Origin of the sequence: Streptomyces sp. NPDC007991, from assembly GCF_042958445.1 — a bacterium.
Lineage (GTDB): Bacteria > Actinomycetota > Actinomycetes > Streptomycetales > Streptomycetaceae > Streptomyces.
On the sequence record NZ_JBIBJD010000005.1, the window covers coordinates 112749 to 129018 of the forward strand.

The following is a 16270-nucleotide window of genomic DNA, read 5'->3' on the forward strand; positions in this document are numbered from 1 at the left end:
GGTCCGTGGAGATGAGGGAGGTGTGGACGAGGTCGGCGGGGACCGTGGTCCGCGTCTGACAGGGCGCGTCGGAGCCCGCCGCGGTGGCCGTGTCGGGGCAGGCGGGTCCGCTCGACGCCCGCGGCAGTGTCCTGCTGGCTGAGGAACCGCGGGGCCTCGCCGCGTTCGGTCCACGCCTGGAGGGAGCCCAGGAGCTGGGACAGGGGAGCCCGAGAGCAGAGCCGCGACCTTGATCTTCTGCTCGCCGTCGGCCAGTTGTTCGCGCTGGTGGTGCAGGGCCGGCTGATCCTGGAGCAGGCCCGACTGACGGACCTGGACGAGGATGTGCCCGACGAGCTGTTCTCCGTCCTCGTCCGCGACTTCTCGGCCTTCGCCGTCGAACTGCACGGCAAGGACTCCGCCCCTGTGGATCAGCGGCGCTGGGCGCTCGGCGCCGTCCGGCGTCCCGTTGTCGACGAAGCGCGTTCGGGACGCGTCTGGGAGCGTGTGGAGGCACCGCATGGCTTCGGCTCCTGTGGACGTGGCTGTCCGGCGCGCGCTTCTCGCGTACGGCGCATGATCCCTTCGCGCCTTATGCCCGAATAGGCCGATATGATGCATTTTGTGATCATGTCTGCACGGCTGTGGCGCCGTCGCCCCGGCTACGGCGGCCGATGGGAAGCTGCACAGCTGTCACCCGTCATCGTGACCGCTCTCATCGCCGGCCTGGCGTTCTCCACGCCCAGGGACATCGCCTTCAGCCGCCTTCTGCCCGCAGCGCCCGCCCTTGCCGCCGCGATGTGGCCCGTGCTCCCCACGATCCTTTTGGGGGCGTTCTGCCTGCTGCTCATGATCGTCCTCAGCTTCTTCTACACCGATCTGGGGACGCAGTACACGGCGGCCGCGATCGTCGCGGTCACCCTGGCGGCCGCATACGGGAGTCATGTCCGACTTCAGCGTGAGGAAATGATCTTCCAGATCCGGCTCGTCGCCGACGCGGCCCAGAAGGTGCTGCTGCGCCCGCTGCCACGCCGCATCGAGGGCGTCGAGATCGAGTCGCTGTATCTGGCGGCCCAAGAGCAGGCCCGGATCGGCGGCGACTTCTATGAGGCGATCGGTACACCGTACGGGGTCCGGCTGCTCATCGGAGACGTACGGGGCAAGGGCCTGTCCGCAGTGGGGGCGGCCTCCGCGGTCATCAGTTGCTTCAGAGAGGCCGCTTACGACGAGCCCGACCTGCGGGGCATCATCCACCGCCTCGAGACCGCCGTCACGCGCCACAGCACCGCGTTTCCGTCCCAGGACGAGCCCGAGCACTTCGCCACCGCTCTCCTCGCCGAGATCCCGCACGACGGCGGCTGCGTACGACTTCTCAACTGCGGGCATCCCCCGCCGCTGATCGCGCATCACGGAGAGATCCGGGTCCTGGTCCCGACCATCGCCTCCCCGCCCCTCAACCTCGCAGCGCTCATCGGTGACCGTTACTGGGTCGACGTCGCCGCCTTCTTCCCGGGGGACCAGCTGCTGCTCTACACGGACGGCGTATCGGAGGCCCGGGACCACGCGGGCGAGTTCTTCCCGCTGCCGGACTGGATGCGGCGGCAGGGCCTGGAGCAGCCCCGCGAGCTGCTCGACCAGCTGCACCGGGCTCTGCTGCGGCACAGCGGCGGAAGGCTCGACGACGACATCGCGGCCCTCGCGCTGAGGTCCTCCAACGCGCAGATTCGGGGAACCGCCGGCGTCGATGGCTGAGTCTGCGGTGGTGAACGCCCCGAACCCCCCCGTACTGGTAGACGGCCCCCGAGATGGGCCGGCGTGCCGCCAGTTCGGCGAAGCAGAGCGCGACCAGCATCCGGCCCGCGAAGACCAGCGGCCAGGTCCAGAAGAACGCCGCCTCACCCCCCGGCTGACACTCCCGGCACCGACGCCCAGCGCGGCATCCGGCCGGTCCGTCTGCATGTCCCGTGCTAGCGTTGCTCGTTTGCAGCGTCGCTGTGCCGGTCTCCGTTCGGTGTCTCCGGCCGGTGGCCGCGTCCCCGCCGCGCCCTCCACGGTACGGTCCCTTCGGAGGAAGGCTCCCTGTGAGCGAATCAGCACGTGCCGATGCCCGGCAGCGGGACGATGTGTCCGAGTCGTCGGACACGACTTCGGCGGGGCCCACGGCGGCGTCCTTCGCACGGTTGGGGCTGCCGGCCGAGATTCTGCGGGCGCTCGATGAGCGCGGTGTGACCGTGCCCTTCCCCATCCAGGCGGCGGCGCTGCCGAACGCGCTCGCGGGACGGGACGTCCTGGGCCGGGGCCGCACCGGATCCGGCAAGACGCTCGCCTTCGGTCTGGGGATGCTCGCCCGGACGGCCGGGCAGCGCACGCAGCCGAAAGAGCCGCTGGGGCTGGTTCTGGTGCCCACCAGGGAGCTGGCGCAGCAGGTCGGTGAGGAGCTCACCCCGTACGCCGAGGCGCTGCGGCTGCGGCTCGCGACCGTGGTGGGCGGCGTGTCCATCGGACGGCAGGCCGCCGTGCTGCGGGACGGCGCCGAGATCGTCGTCGCCACGCCCGGTCGGTTGCACGACCTCATCGAGCGGAAGGGCTGCCGCCTGGGACGGGTGCGCATCACGGTCCTGGACGAGGCCGACCAGATGTGTGACATGGGGTTCCTTCCGCAGGTCACCGAGATCCTGGACCAGGTGCGTCCCGACGGGCAGCGGATGCTGTTCTCCGCCACCCTCGACCGCGACGTCGACCAGCTGGTGCAGCGCTACCTGCGCGACCCCGCCGTCCACTCCGTGGACCCCTCGTCCAGCGCGGTCTCCGCCATCGTGCACCACGTCTTCGTCGTGCACGGCCCGGACCGGTATGCCGTGACCACGGAGATCGCCGCGCGGGACGGCCGCGTCCTGCTGTTCCTGGACACCAAGCACGGCGTCGACCAGCTCACACGGCATCTGCGGGCCAGCGGCGTGGCCGCCGCCGCACTGCACAGCGGGAAGTCCCAGCCGCAGCGCACCCGGACCCTGGCCCAGTTCAAGAACGGACAGGTCACCGCGCTGGTGGCGACGAACGTCGCCGCACGCGGCCTGCACATCGACGACCTCGACCTCGTGGTCAACGTCGACCCGGCCGCCGACCCGAAGGACTATCTGCACCGCGCGGGCCGCACGGCCAGGGCCGGCCGTTCCGGCACCGTCGTGACACTCGTCCTGTCGGCGCAGCGCCGCGAGACGAGCCAGGTCATGGCGGACGCCGACGTCGCCCCCACGGTCACCAAAGTGCGGTCCGGGGAGGCGGAGCTGAGCCGGATCACCGGCGCCAAGGCCCCCTCCGGAAAGCTTCTCGACGGCGGGCGGGCCGTATCGCGCCCCAAGAACCACAACGCCCCGTTCCGCGGCCTGGGCAGCAGCAAGGACCCCGAGGGGGGTTCCGGCGCCAGGCCGTCCCGCAAGAGCAGCGAGGCCCGCAAGCTCGCGGAGGCCCGCAAAGCGGCCCGGGTGCGGCGCGGCGGCTGACACCGGCTTCTCAGACTGAAAAAGGCCGCCTGGCGAGCATCTTCCCTGGTCAGGCACCCTTCTCTGCGCTGAAAGAAGCCGGGCTCCTTCGGCGAGAGGGTCTGCTGGCGCTCCAGCGGTCACTCCTGCGCTTCGGGCCGAGCGTCCTGGATGGCGGACGACGTCGGTCGACGCCCGCGCTTGCCCCTCCGTCGGCATGCCTGCGTCCGGGTGGCCTCCGCCGTAGCGGCGGCTCGCAGGTCTCCCTGAATTACTTCCGCCCGACCTACAACCCCCGGTGCCCCCCGTGAGTCTCCCTAGAGCCTCCCCCCGCTTCATTTCGCACATGCCATCTGACATTTGGCACACTCGGAGCGCTCATAGTGATAACCGGCATCAACGACGTACGTATCCGCAGAGCCGCAGCTGTCGCAGGCGCCGGCGCGCTGCTCACGGGCGGCGCCCTGACCGCGCCCGCGCAGGCGGCGACCGCGCCCTCGGTCAGTGCCAAAGGCGCGTTCATGCTCAACAGCGCGACGGGCTCCACGCTCTACAGCAAGTACGCCGACACCAAGCGGCCCATGGCGAGCACCACCAAGATCATGACGGCTCGCGTCGTGCTGAGCACCCCCGACCTGAACCTCGACCGGAAGGTCACCATCAAGCAGGCTTACCGGGACTACGTCACTGCCAAGGGCGCGAGCACTGCGGATCTCAAGACCGGCGACAAGGTCACCGTCCGCCAGTTGCTCCATGCGATGCTGCTGCCGTCCGGCTGCGACGCCGCGATGGCCCTCGCGGACACATTCGGCACCGGTACGACCACCTCGGCGCGGACCAAGTCGTTCATCAGCAAGATGAACGCCAAGGCGGACACCCTCGGCCTGACCAACACGCACTTCGACTCGTTCGACGGCAACTCGACGCAGAACACGAACTACACGACGCCGCGCGACCTCGCCAAGCTCGCACGGAGCGCGATGAAGTACTCGACGTTCGCGGGCATCGTGAAGAAGCCGAAGACCGTCCAGTACGCGACGACCAGCACCGGCGGCACCCGCACGTACACCTGGTACAACACCAACCAGCTGCTGGGCTCATACAGCGGCGCGATCGGGGTGAAGACGGGGACCAACACGCCGTCCGGCCCCTGCCTCGTCTTCGCCGCGACCCGCAACGAGAAGACGGTCATCGGCGTGCTCCTCAACGACCAGTACCGCTACAAGGACGCCGCCAAGTTGCTGGACTACGCCTTCGGCGCCAGCTCGGCGAGCACCATGCGGCTGCGTACCCTGCCGACGGGCGCACAGAGGGACTGACTTGGGCTGACGGGCACTCGAACATCGCTGGTGTACGGGCGCGGGGCAGGAGCACCCTCGGTGGCTCGCTGGGGCCGCACCCCAGGTCGCAGGTGCGGAACCCCGCCCCGCCGGTAGCCGGTCCGCTGAGCGTCTACTTCTCCCAGATCCTGCGGTACGCCTCGCGGTAGCCCTCCGAGTCCCAGGACAGTGCGCCGCCGCTGGTGGCGGCGGTGGTGACGTGGACGGGGGCGACGTATCCGCTGGCCGGCTTGCCGGCGAAGGAACGGTTGAATTCGTCGATGATCTGCCAGCCCTGTTCGGACAGCGGTTCCGGCACGGTGGCGGCCTGGAACTCCTTGCTGTTGATGCGCTGGAAGGCCGAGGGATCGCCGTCACCGGCCCCGATGTTGAACGGGGCACCGTCGCCCAGCCTGCCTGCGGCACGCAGGGCGGGGCCCGCGTGGTCGAAGTACAGGTCGTTGATGGCGGCGGAATGGGTCCACCTGTCGCCGAAGCGGGAGGCCAGGGAGGAGACTCTCTTGGCGGTGAGGCTGCCCGCCTGCGGGATGGGGACGTTCTCGTAGCTCAGCAGTGTGACGCCGGAGCAGGTGGCGAGTTCCTTTTTGATCAGATCCGACTTCCGCTTGGCGAAGGGGATCGAGGCGTCGGTGAACAGGACGACGCCCGCGCGACCGTTGGACCGGGCGATGATCCAGTCGGCGCTGATCTTCGCGACTTCCTCGACCCTGGTGGTGATGTTGCTGAAGAGCTTCGGATTCTCGCTGGGGCCGGGCGCCGCGAGGGCGTGCCAGCCGATCAGTGGGATGCCGTCCGCGTTCGCCCGCTCCACCTGTGCGGCGATGGAGGTGGGATCGAAACCGCCGATGACGATGCCGTCGGGTTCGAGGGCCAGGGCCTCGGCGAAGGCGGCCTTGATTCCGGCGGGCGTGCCCTGGCCGTTGAGGGTGCGGACGCGCCAGCCGATGATGCCGGCGGCTTCCTGGACGCCCTTGGCGACGCCCGTCACGCCGGGGTTGGTCAGGGTCTGGGCGATGTAGACGATGGTCTTGTCGGGGACGGCTCGGGGTCCGCTGGTCGGCCCGGACCAGGGGGCGTTGATGTCCTCGGCCGTCTTGACGGCCCGCTTCGCCTCGGTGAGGGCGGTGGGGCAGCCGGGGCTGGACGAGTCGCTGGGGGATGAGGCGACGGACCCGCCTGTGGTGGAGGCGCTCTCGCAGCCGGTGGTGAGGGTGATGGCGGCCGAGGCCAGGAGAGCTGTGGCCGTCACGGCCGCCTTGCGGGTGGGGTGCATGGGGTCTCCAACACGGTTCGAGAGAGGGCAGGGCTGGGTGGGGAGGCGGGGCGTGGGTCGGCGACGGCTCCCGCGCGGGGCCACAGCCGTGAGGATCAGGCCGGCGAAGGGAGGAGAGGCCCGCGAGGCCGGCGGGCGACGCCGCCCGGCGGTGTCGCGGGGCAGCGGTGCGTGCGCGAGCCGAGGGGCGCGGGCGACGGGGCGGTCCGCGTCAACGTCCGCACTGAGCACCGTGGATGGATCAGCCGTGTGCCGTACGACGGGCGCCTCATCGGGCGAAGCATTGCAATCGAGAGATACTTCGCAATAATTCCGTCATTGATTCTTTATGGCCCAAACTTTGTCATGTCATGGTAAAAACGGTACTCTCGCCCGGCTGGTTCCAGACACCTGGCGCGATCTCTTCGTTCCTATCAGCGACGAAGGCCGTGAAAGTGTCACGTGCGGTGCCGGCCGGTCGGCGGTCCGTGAGCACGGCATCCCCGTCACCGCTCAGCAACACATCGAAGGAGGCCCGGGTGTCCGCCACCACAGGGAACCCGCCGCACGCGCCGGACCCACCCAGGCATGCCCGCCGGACTCCGCGGTTTCGCCGCAAGGCGGCGACCGTTCTCGACCGGTGGCCCTTCCGGCGAAAGCTCAACGTCCTGGTGATCGCGCCCATCGCGGTCGTCGGCGTACTGCTCGGCGTCGGCGCCTACAGCCAGGTACGGCAGGCCCGGGACGCCGACCGGATCGCGGACCTGGTGCGCGACAGTGAACAGGTCGCGCGGCTCATCAACGACGTGCAGGCCGAGCACCGGCAGGCGCTCCTGCTCTCCGTGCGGTACGACTCGGCCCGCCCCGGAGCCCCACTGCCGCCGACCACCGACTACCGACGGGCGCAGCGGAGCACCGACGCGCAAGCTGCCGCCGTGCGTTCGGTGTTCGCCTCCGGCCTGCCGCCTGAGGAGGCGCAGGCGCTCGACTACATCCGCGGTCTCGGTGTCCTGCGCGAGAAGCTCGAACGGGGCTATGTCCCCGCCGCCAACATCGACCCGGCGTACGCCTCCGCGGTCGAGTACCTGATCGACGGCATCGGCCTGGGGCGCTACTCCGGCACCTCGTCGTCATCGGTCGTGACGATCCTGGACACGGTGCTGCGCGCCGACGCGTCCCACGCGGCCTTCGAGAGCGCCGTGTTCTCCGCCCAGACCAGGGACGCCAACGCCCTCACCGAGTACAGCCGGGCGGTCGGCGCTCGCCGGCTCTACGACTACCAGTTGGACCGGTTCGAGCGCATCGCCACACCGGCGCAGGTCCTGCGCATGGACGGTATGCGGCGCAGTGCCGAACGGTACGGTGTCGAAGCCCGGTTCGCGGAGCTCCAGATCGATCCCGGGGCCCTGCAGGGCCAGACGCCGGCGCAGCTGCGTAGGGCGATCGCCGACGGAACGCGGCAGTCCGAAGCCCGACTCGGCATCACCAGGACGCTGATCGAGCAGATCGCCGCCCGGGCCGACGCCGTCTCCGCGGATGCCCTGCGGAACGCCGTCTACCTGCTCGGTCTGACCCTGCTCGGCTTCGCCGCCTGGCTGACCTTCTGCGTCCTGATCCGGCGCTCGGTCGTGCGCCCACTGGAGGTCCTGACCCGCTCCGCCCAGGAGGTGGTCGACGTGGCGGGCGAGGAACTCGCCCGGGTCTCCGACGACGAGTCCGCCGACAGCACCCCCCTGCGACCGAGGTCGATCCCGGTCCCGGTCCGTGACGAGATCGGCGAACTGGCCGAGGCGTTCAACCAGGTTCAGGTCACCGCCGCCCAGCTGCTGGAGCGGCAGGTGCTCAGCCGGCGCAACGTCGCCGAGATGTTCGGCAACGTCGGCCGGCGGGTCAGCAACCTGACGACGCGTCAACTCATGCTGATCGACGCCGTCGAACGCGAGGAGACCGACCCTCAACTGCTCGAACGGCTGTACAGCATCGACCACATCGCCGTACGCCTCCAGCGCAACGCCGACAGCCTGATGCTGCTCGCCGGAATCCGGGAGACCGGCGTCGAGGCACGGCCGACCCCCCTGGCCAACGTCATCAGGGCGTCGCTCGGCCAGATCGAGGGCTACCAGCGGGTGTCTCTGCGGCCCGAGACGGAGGTCACCGTCGCGCCCGACATCGTCGGTGACCTGACGCTGATGCTCGCCGAACTGCTGGAGAACGCGGTCGCGTTCTCACCCTCCCACACGCCCGTCGAGGTGGCCGTCCGCCCCGGGACCGACGTCACCGAGGACGGCGGGGCGCTGATCGAGGTCATCGACCACGGCCTCGGCATGAGCGCGGAGCGTCTCGCCGAGGAGAACGCCAGGCTCGTGCGCCGGGAACGGCTCGACGTCGTGCCGACCAGGGTGCTCGGCCTCTTCGCGGTCGGCAGTCTCGCCCGGCGGTGGGGTGTGCGCGTGTCGCTGGGCCGTACGCCGGGCGGCGGGGTCACCGCAACCGTCTGGATCCCCGCCTCGCTCCTGCTGGCCGTGGGTCCCGAGGGCCCCGAGCAGCCCGTGGACGCCGAGCAGCCGGTGGACACGGGCCCGATCGGAGCCGTGGCGGCGTTCCCGGTGAGGACCGGGCAGGAGACCGCCGTGCCCGCGCCGTCGCGCGTACCGGTCTCCGACACCGGTGTCACCGAGCGGTCGGCGGCCACCTCGTCGCACGACGCGCTTCCCCGGCGCCTTCCGGCTCGCACCGCCGCAGGACCGGCCATCGCGGAACGGACCGTCGAGGACGTCGGCGGGGAGCGGCCGGCAACCTCGGGCGAACGGCGTGCCGCAGAGGACTCACGGCCCCTGCGGCGGCGGGTACGCGGCGCGACGCTCGCCATGACCTCCTCGCGGGCTGACCGGGGGGCGCCGACGGTGCGGCAGCCCGCCGACGCCGAGGCCGTCCGCTCGGAGCTCGACGAGTTCGAGGCGGCCGTACGCAGGGCAGAGCAGGACAGTGCTCATGCCCGGACGAAACCAGCACCATCGCGCCCTCAGCAATCCCAGAAGGAGTCCGGTAGTGACCACGTCGACAGCTGACAGCAGTTCCGAGCGGCCGGAACCCACCGATCTGCGAGCCGCCGCGGCCGATTTCACCTGGCTGCTGGACCGGTTCGCCACGGAGACCGCCGGTGTGGTCGACGCCATCGCCGTGTCGTCCGACGGCCTGCTGATCGCCGTCTCCCAGCTGCGTGAGCACGCCGACTCCGAGCGGCTCGCCGCGATCGTGTCCGGCCTGACGAGTCTCGCCGCGGGCGCCTCCGGCAACTATGGGCTCGGCAGCCTCAACAAGGTCATCATCGATCTGGAGGGCGGCCATGTGCTGGTGTCGGCCATCGGCTGCGGCGCCGTCCTCGGAGTGGTGACCTCCAAGGAGGCGAAGCTCGGCAACATCGCCTACGAGATGACTCTCTTCGCCAACCGGGCCGGGGCCGCGCTCACCCCCCAGCTGGTGCTGGAGCTGAAGAACAGTGTCGGCGCGGCCCCGGCCGGCTGACCGTCCCCCGCCCGGGGCACGGCTACAGACACTTCGGAAAGGGATCGTGATGGCCGTCGGCGGACCACCACACGACGCAGCAGGGCATGCCGGGGACTCGCCGGACCCGGCCGTCGGCCGCGCCCCCGCGATCCGGCCGTTCCTGCTGACCGCAGGCCGGGTGTCGGGGGGCGGCGCGGCGTTGCCGATCCCGGTCGAGACGCAGGTCGTGTCGACCTCGGCGGGGCTCTCCGTCCTGCACTCGCTCACCTTCGAACATCACGACATCATCGCGGCCTGCCGGCGGCCGCAGTCGGTCGCGGAACTGGCCGCCGGGCTGCGACTGCACCTCAACGTGGTCCGCGTGCTGGCCGAGGACCTGCGTGCCGCAGGGCATCTGGCGGTCCACCGGCCGGAGGCTGGGACCGCCCAGGATCTCTCCGTACTGCGAAGGGTTATCGATGGTCTTCGTGCCGTCCCCGACTCACGGGGGACACTCCGTGACACCAGTTGAACAGCCGCCGACGCCGGTCAAACTGGTCATCGCCGGCGGCTTCGGCGTAGGCAAGACGACGACCGTGGGCTCGATCTCCGAGATACGGCCGCTCACCACGGAGGCCGCGATCACCGAGGTCGCGGCTGGAGTGGACGATCTCACGCACACTCCGGGCAAGACCACCACCACGGTCGCCATGGACTTCGGCTGCGTCACCATCGATCCGACGCTCAAGCTGTACCTGTTCGGCACCCCGGGCCAGGACCGGTTCGGCTTCATGTGGGACGACCTGGTGGACGGCGCCCTCGGCGGTCTGGTGATCGTGGACACCCGCCGACTGGACGACTGCTACGCGGCGGTGGACTACTTCGAGCACAAGGACGTGCCCTTCGCGGTCGCCGTCAACGCCTTCGACGGGGAGGTCGAGCACGACCTCGACGAGGTGCGGTGGGCACTGGACATCGCCGAGCACGTTCCCCTGATCGTCTTCGACGCACGGAGGACGGGCTCGGTCCGCGATGCGCTGCTGGTCGTACTGGAAGTCGCCCTGGCCCGGGCCGAAGCGGCCGTGGCACCGAGAACGTGAACGCCCCCCGGCCGCTCGGGCCGCAGCACGGTCGCGGTAGACGGGCCGGCGGCCCGCGGCGATGGTGAGGAGCCAGTTCGAGTCGGTGAACGTTCCCAGCGGGACTGTAGGCCCCATCGGGACGGGCTGCCGTGGTGGGCGGGCAGGAACGACGACGGCCCGGTCGGTGGACCGTCGTGGACAAGTGGTTCACGCCGCAGTGCCAGGCAGCCACAGGTCGGGGCCGAAGACCTCGTAGCGGATGCTGCGCGCCGGGACGCCCGCGGCCAGCAACTGCCCGCGCACCTCCCGCATGAACGGCAGCGGGCCGCACAGGAACACCGTGGCGCTGTCGGGCAGTTCGATGCCGTCGAGGTTCATCAAGCCCTCGCGCGCGTCGGGTTCCTCCGGGCCGGGCTGCTCGTACCAGAAGACCACGCGGGCTCCCGGCAGTTGCCCGGCCAGCTCGCCTGTCTCGGTGCGCAGGGCATGGCCGGCGGGGGAGTGGTCGGCGTGCAGCACCAGCACCGGCCGGGTCGAGCCGAGGGCGGCGAGCTGCGCCAGGATGCTGGTCATGGGCGTGCCGCCGATACCCGCGGAGACCAGGACGACCGGAGCGGTGGCACCGGCCGGGTCGTCGAGGAAGACGTCCCCGAAGGGAGCGGAGAGGGTGAGTTCGTCTCCCTCGCGGATCTGGTCGTGCAGCAGGTTGGAGACCTCGCCGTCCGGTGCGCCGTCCGTGCCGGCGACCCGTTTGACGGTGATGCGCCGCAGGTCCCCGCCCGGGTCGGACGACAGGCTGTACTGGCGGAGTTGGTGCACCCCGTCGGCCATCAGCACCCGTGCGCTCACGTACTGGCCCGCCCGCGCCCGCGGTGCCGGCTGCCCGTCGGCAGGGCGCAGCAGGAAGGACACGACGTCGTCGGTCTCGCTGCGGCGCTCGACGACCGTCCACTGCCGCCAGGTCTTCCCGGGCTCGACGCCCGCGTCCTGGTAGAGGCGGGCCTCCTGGGCGATCAGGGCGCCGGCCATCAGCCAGTAGACCTCGTCCCACGCGGCCACCACCTCGGGGGTGACCGCGTCGCCGAGGACCTCGGCTATCGCGCCGAACAGGTACTTGTGCACGATCGTGTACTGGTCTTCGGTGACCCCCACCGCAGCGTGCTTGTGCGCGATACGGCTCAGCAGGGCGTCGGGCCGGACGTCCGGTCGTTCCAGCAACATGGTCGCGAAGGCGGCGATCGAACCGGCCAGGGCGCGGCGCTGGGCACCGCTTGCCTGGTTGCCACGGTTGAACATCCCGTCGAGCAGCTCCGGCCGGTCGCGGAACATGGCGCCGTAGAAGCGGGTGGTGATCTCGTCGAGGGCTCCGGCCACGGCGGGCAGGGTGGCGCGCACCACGGCGGCGGATTCTGCGGACAGCATGAAGACTCCCAGGCAGGCGGGGTGAGGTGGGATGGGCGCCGTCACGAAGGGGCGGCCGTCTTCTGTGTAGCAGGCACCGGACCGCGTTTCGGCGGCGCTGGGCGAAGAGGGGCCGAACGGCCCCATCGATTCGGGCACAGGTGCCCCACGGGTCCCGCCGGGGCCCGGGCCGGATGGGCTGGGGACGACTTCCTGTCGGCCCTGTCCGGCGCGGCAACGTGGGGCACGAGGTACGCGGCCACCGTCACACCGGCCACCTTCAGCCACGAGCGCCGGTAGCCGAGGAGTGTGCCGAGCCCGGGGGCCGAACGGCGCCGACCCTCCAGAGGGCTGTCGGCCCACTCCGTGCCGCCGCCCACAGGGCCTACCGGCCCCGGCTCGGGACCTGCGGCCCCTGCACCACCGGCCCCCGCGCCGCGACGCTGGAATCGAATCCCGGATGAGGAGGCAGAACATGATCCGCAGTGTTGCCGTAGGTCTCGACGGCTCGGCTGAGAGCCGTGCCGCGGCGGAGTGGGCGGCCCGCGAGGCGAAGCGGCGCGTCCTGCCGCTCAGACTCGTCCACGTGTGGGAGCCGGTTCCCGCGCCCGTCGCCCTGGCGCAGTTCCTCGGTGCCGACACGCAGCAGCGGTGGAGCGAGCGTGTTCCGCGCGAGGTGGTCGAGGACCTCAAGCTGCGTCACTCCGGACTGGACGTGTCGGTGGAGCAGGTCTCCGGCCGGCCCGCCGAGGTGCTGACCGAGGCGGCGAAGGACGCCGAGCTGCTGGTCCTCGGCTCCCGAGGGCTGAGCGGCATCGGAGGATTCCTCGTCGGCTCCGTGGGCCAGGCCGTCGTGGCGCACACCGAGCAGCCTGTGGTTGTGGTCCGTGCCGGCGACCAGGCCACCGGCGGGCCCGTGGTCCTCGGGCTCGGCACCGACCACCCCGACGACACGGTGATCACCTTCGCCTTCGAGGCGGCCGCCCGCCGTGTCACACCGCTGCGGGTCGTCCACGTCTGGAACCCGCCGCCGTACTTCGCCTACGGCCTGCCCGCCGACCCCGAACTCGACGCCGCGCTGGGCAAGCAGGACGCCGCCACGCTGGCCGAGGTACTGAACCACTGGAAGGAGAAGTACCCGGCCGTCGAGGTCATCGAGGAGTCCCGCCCCGGCAGTCCCGCCGTCCACCTGGTCGACGCCTCCCGCGACGCGTCCCTGGTCGTCGTCGGCCGCCGGGCCCGCCGCAGCCCGCTCGGCGCCCACATCGGCCCCGTCACGAACGCCGTGCTGCACCACGCCACCGCCCCCGTCGCCGTCGTCGCACACGACTGACGCACCCGAGCCCTTCAGGAGGAGCCACCATGAACGAGAAGCACCACGGCAGCATGGAACTCCCTCTGGTCGTGGGCGTGGACGGCTCCGAGCCGAGTCTGCGGGCCGTCGACTGGGCGGCGGACGAGGCCGCCCTGCGCGGGGTGCCACTGCGGCTGGTGCACGCCTCGCTGTGGGAGCGGTACGCAGGTGCCGCGCCCGCCGAGGACCTCGGCGAGCCGTCCGAGCAGCTGCTCGCCGACGGGTCCTGGGGTCCCGGGGGCGCGGCGGTATCGCCGAGCCTCCTGCTCGGTTCCGTCAGCCTGGCCGTGGCCGCCTACGCCGCCTGCCCGGTGATCGTGCTGCGCGGCCGCCACGACAAGCGGGTACAGCCGGTGACGCGCGGGCGCATCCTGCTCGGCGTCGGCGAGGAGGCGTACGGTGCGGGTGCGCTTCGCCTTCGAGGAGGCGGAGCGACGTAGGGCCGTGCTGGAGGCCGTGCGGGCTTGGCGGTGCCCCGCGCACGAGACCACCGACCACCCCCTCCTCGCGGGCGAGCCCGCCCGGTCGCCGTCGTACCGCGGCGGAGGTGATCCGACGACCGGCTCAAAGACCCGCCGCGTGATCGGGGACGTACGTCTGCAGATCGCGCGGCGGCCGTACGTAGCCCGTCGACGGCGGACGCGGCGGCAGGTCGAGCACCGGACGCGGTACCTCGCGGTACGGCACGGTGCTCAGCAGATGCGCGATCATGTTCAGCCGGGCGCGCCGCTTGTCGTCGCTCTCGACGACGTACCACGGTGCCTCGGTGATGTCGGTGTGCACGAGCATCTCGTCCTTGGCACGGGAGTACGCCTCCCACCGGGTGATCGACTCCAGGTCCATCGGGGAGAGCTTCCAGCGCTTCGTCGGGTCCTCCAGCCGCTGCCGGAACCGCTCCTGCTGCACGTCGTCGCTCACCGAGAACCAGTACTTGCGCAGCAGGATCCCGTCCTCCACCAGCATCCGCTCGAAGATCGGGCACTGCCGCAGGAACAGCTGGTGCTCCTCCTTGGTGCAGAAGCCCATCACGTGTTCCACGCCCGCCCGGTTGTACCAGCTGCGGTCGAACAGCACGATCTCCCCGGCGGCGGGCAGATGCTCGGCGTACCGCTGGAAGTACCACTGGGTGCGCTCGCGCTCGGTGGGCTTCGGCAACGCCACGATCCGGGCGACGCGGGGGTTGAGGTGCTCGGCCACCCGCTTGATGGTGCCGCCCTTGCCGGCCGCGTCCCGTCCCTCGAAGACGACGACCAGGCGTGCGCCCTCCGCGCGCACCCACTCCTGCAGCTTCACCAACTCCGTCTGCAGGCGCAGCAGTTCCTTCTCGTACGTCTTGCGCGGCAGCGTCGCCGCGTTCTCGCCGGCCATGCCGCCTCCATCACCCGGGGACATACGTGGACCCGGACAGCACGCTACTGCAGCGAGCCCCTGGCCGCTGCGGAGGCGTGCGCGGAGAGGTCGGACTCCACGTCCACGACCTCCTCGACGGCACGGACCAGGCGTACGGCCACCGGGACCAGCGAGGTGTCCCGCATACGGCCGCCGAGCTTCACGACTCCCTTCGAGGCGTGGCCGCGGTCACAGGAGGCTGCCGCTGCCGTAGGGGGCGTACAGGTCGAGCAGCCGGGTGCGGGCCGAGCGCAGGCGGTGGGCGAGGACACCGCCCACCCACTGGGCGACGCTCGCACCGAGCGCGAGGTCGTCCTGGCACATCGAGCGGACCGCGATGGCGTCGAACTCGTGGGCGCGCACCGGAGTGGTCGCCTCGGCGCCCAGATGCCAGGCGTGCGGGGCGAACAGCCAGGACCAGCCGATGAGGTCGTTGTGACGAAGCGTTTCGATGACGGCGGCGCGGCGGCCGGGCACGCGCATGTCGAGGTCGACCGAGCCGGTGCGGATGATCCAGAACCGGTCGGCGCGGGCCCCTTCCTCGAAGAGGCGGGTGCCCTGGGGGAAGGACACATCCCGGGCGCAGCGCATCAGCCGCTGCCTGTGTTCGGCCGGAAGTGTCTGCGGCGTGCCGGCCGTGGCGGGAGCGTTCATGGAGTGCCTCCAGTCAGGACGTACGAACCTGCCACCTCCAGCGTGTCCCCCTACCTGGTGCCGGGCCATGGGCCACCCGGCCCCATGACCGGGCCGGCCGGTACCCCGTCCGGGCCCTTCGGCACCCTGTGCCCGGACGGGCCCGGAGGTTCGATGGAGACGAGAGCCAACCCGACGGAAGCGGAAGGGGTGTGCATGGTGGGTACGTCACCGACCCCCAAGTCCCGGAGGCGGTTCGCCGTCCTCCTGGGGATCTCCACCGCGGTCGCCTTCGTGCTCAGCGCCGCGCGCGACGCGTTCGTCCTGAGGGCCCAGCGGGGCCGCGGGCACGCACTGCCCGCCGCGAACCCGAAGCACCGGCGGTGCGTTCTGCCTCCCCAGCCTCCTTCACCTTCTCGTGGCCTCTCTGGAGGACTCGAGCCGTGCGCATCGTCATCGCCCTCGGAGGCAACGCCCTGCTGCGCCGGGGTGACCGCCCCGACGCCGCGGTACAGCAGGCGAACATCGACCGGGTGATGCTGATCGGTTCACTGTTGGTCCGGGCCCGGCACGACACGCTGCCCGGCCGCAAGATCGCCGCACTCGTCACCCACACCGTGGTACGGGCCGACGACCCGGCCTTCGCACGGCCCGCGAAGCGCGTCGGCCCGGTGTACCCCCGGGACGTCGCCCGCACCCTCGCCCGAAGGCGGCTGGCACATCGCCAAGGACGCCACCGGGTGGCGCCAGGTCGTCGCCTCACGCATGCCCGAGGGCATCGTCGAGACCGAGACCATCCACGACCTGCTCACGAGGCGAGCCAGCCGACGGGCCCACGTCAGGGCGTCCGGTGCCGGCGCGGGCCCGGGGTT

At 71.1% G+C, this 16270-nt stretch carries 13 protein-coding genes and 3 pseudogenes; 11 read left to right on the top strand and 5 right to left on the bottom strand.

What is annotated here, in order from left to right; all coding sequences use genetic code 11:
- Positions 1 to 213: 213 nt before the first annotated feature.
- The 4 genes and pseudogenes from ACFZDA_RS15145 to ACFZDA_RS15160 form a co-directional block, all read left to right on the top strand.
- Positions 214 to 504 (top strand): annotated as a pseudogene (locus ACFZDA_RS15145) (acyl-CoA dehydrogenase); the annotation flags it as partial.
- A gap of 105 nt (positions 505 to 609) precedes the next feature.
- Positions 610 to 1731 (top strand): SpoIIE family protein phosphatase, encoded by a 1122-nt coding sequence (locus ACFZDA_RS15150; RefSeq protein ID WP_391080444.1) that lies wholly within the window; start codon positions 610 to 612, stop codon positions 1729 to 1731.
- 329 nt (positions 1732 to 2060) lie between these two features.
- A complete protein-coding gene (locus ACFZDA_RS15155; protein WP_391080447.1) occupies positions 2061 to 3482 on the top strand; it encodes a DEAD/DEAH box helicase in 1422 nt (473 codons plus the stop codon).
- 362 nt (positions 3483 to 3844) lie between these two features.
- The gene (locus ACFZDA_RS15160; protein ID WP_391080450.1) at positions 3845 to 4780 is read left to right on the top strand and encodes a serine hydrolase; all 936 of its coding nucleotides are present in this window, start codon (positions 3845 to 3847) and stop codon (positions 4778 to 4780) included.
- A 133-nt stretch (positions 4781 to 4913) separates the two neighbouring features.
- Here ACFZDA_RS15160 and ACFZDA_RS15165 read toward each other — a convergent pair whose 3' ends face one another.
- Positions 4914 to 6074, bottom strand: a complete 1161-nt coding sequence (locus tag ACFZDA_RS15165) for a substrate-binding domain-containing protein (protein ID WP_391080453.1) — start codon at positions 6072 to 6074, stop codon at positions 4914 to 4916.
- 518 nt (positions 6075 to 6592) lie between these two features.
- On the opposite strand from ACFZDA_RS15165, the gene ACFZDA_RS15170 reads away from it, so the two are divergent.
- The 4 genes from ACFZDA_RS15170 to ACFZDA_RS15185 are packed head-to-tail and all read left to right on the top strand — an operon-like array spanning position 6593 to position 10639.
- Positions 6593 to 9121, top strand: a complete 2529-nt coding sequence (locus tag ACFZDA_RS15170) for an ATP-binding protein (protein WP_391080456.1) — start codon at positions 6593 to 6595, stop codon at positions 9119 to 9121.
- Entirely contained in the window at positions 9102 to 9578 is a 477-nt protein-coding gene (locus ACFZDA_RS15175; RefSeq protein WP_059422253.1) for a roadblock/LC7 domain-containing protein, read from the top strand. Before ACFZDA_RS15170 ends, ACFZDA_RS15175 begins: the two co-directional genes overlap by 20 nt.
- Positions 9579 to 9627: 49 nt before the next feature.
- Entirely contained in the window at positions 9628 to 10071 is a 444-nt protein-coding gene (locus ACFZDA_RS15180) for a DUF742 domain-containing protein (protein WP_391080460.1), read from the top strand.
- Positions 10019 to 10639: an ATP/GTP-binding protein gene (locus tag ACFZDA_RS15185; RefSeq protein ID WP_391080463.1), complete on the top strand. Its 621-nt coding sequence runs from the start codon at positions 10019 to 10021 to the stop codon at positions 10637 to 10639. The genes ACFZDA_RS15180 and ACFZDA_RS15185 overlap by 53 nt, the downstream gene beginning before the upstream one ends.
- Positions 10640 to 10828: 189 nt before the next feature.
- On the opposite strand, the gene ACFZDA_RS15190 is transcribed toward ACFZDA_RS15185, so the two are convergent.
- Positions 10829 to 12043 carry a globin domain-containing protein gene (locus ACFZDA_RS15190; RefSeq protein ID WP_391080466.1) on the bottom strand — a complete coding sequence of 405 codons (1215 nt, stop codon included), beginning with the start codon at positions 12041 to 12043 and terminating at the stop codon, positions 10829 to 10831.
- A 454-nt stretch (positions 12044 to 12497) separates the two neighbouring features.
- On the opposite strand from ACFZDA_RS15190, the gene ACFZDA_RS15195 reads away from it, so the two are divergent.
- Positions 12498 to 13355: a universal stress protein gene (locus ACFZDA_RS15195; protein ID WP_391080469.1), complete on the top strand. Its 858-nt coding sequence runs from the start codon at positions 12498 to 12500 to the stop codon at positions 13353 to 13355.
- Positions 13356 to 13408: 53 nt separating this feature from the next.
- Positions 13409 to 13901: pseudogene (locus ACFZDA_RS15200) on the top strand (universal stress protein); the annotation flags it as partial.
- A 39-nt stretch (positions 13902 to 13940) separates the two neighbouring features.
- On the opposite strand, the gene ppk2 reads toward ACFZDA_RS15200, so the two are convergent.
- From ppk2 to ACFZDA_RS15215, 3 genes are read right to left on the bottom strand one after another with little or no spacing between them, the layout of a single operon-like run.
- Positions 13941 to 14744: a polyphosphate kinase 2 gene (gene ppk2, locus ACFZDA_RS15205; protein ID WP_391080472.1), complete on the bottom strand. Its 804-nt coding sequence runs from the start codon at positions 14742 to 14744 to the stop codon at positions 13941 to 13943.
- Positions 14745 to 14788: 44 nt separating this feature from the next.
- Positions 14789 to 14929: a hypothetical protein gene (locus ACFZDA_RS15210; protein ID WP_391081750.1), complete on the bottom strand. Its 141-nt coding sequence runs from the start codon at positions 14927 to 14929 to the stop codon at positions 14789 to 14791.
- Positions 14930 to 14954: 25 nt separating this feature from the next.
- Complete coding sequence (locus ACFZDA_RS15215; RefSeq protein WP_391080474.1) at positions 14955 to 15419, bottom strand: cyclic nucleotide-binding domain-containing protein; 465 nt, start codon at positions 15417 to 15419, stop codon at positions 14955 to 14957.
- A 422-nt stretch (positions 15420 to 15841) separates the two neighbouring features.
- Between ACFZDA_RS15215 and ACFZDA_RS15220 the strand changes: the two are divergent.
- Positions 15842 to 16208, top strand: a pseudogene (locus tag ACFZDA_RS15220) (carbamate kinase); the annotation flags it as partial.
- Positions 16209 to 16270 lie beyond the last annotated feature (62 nt).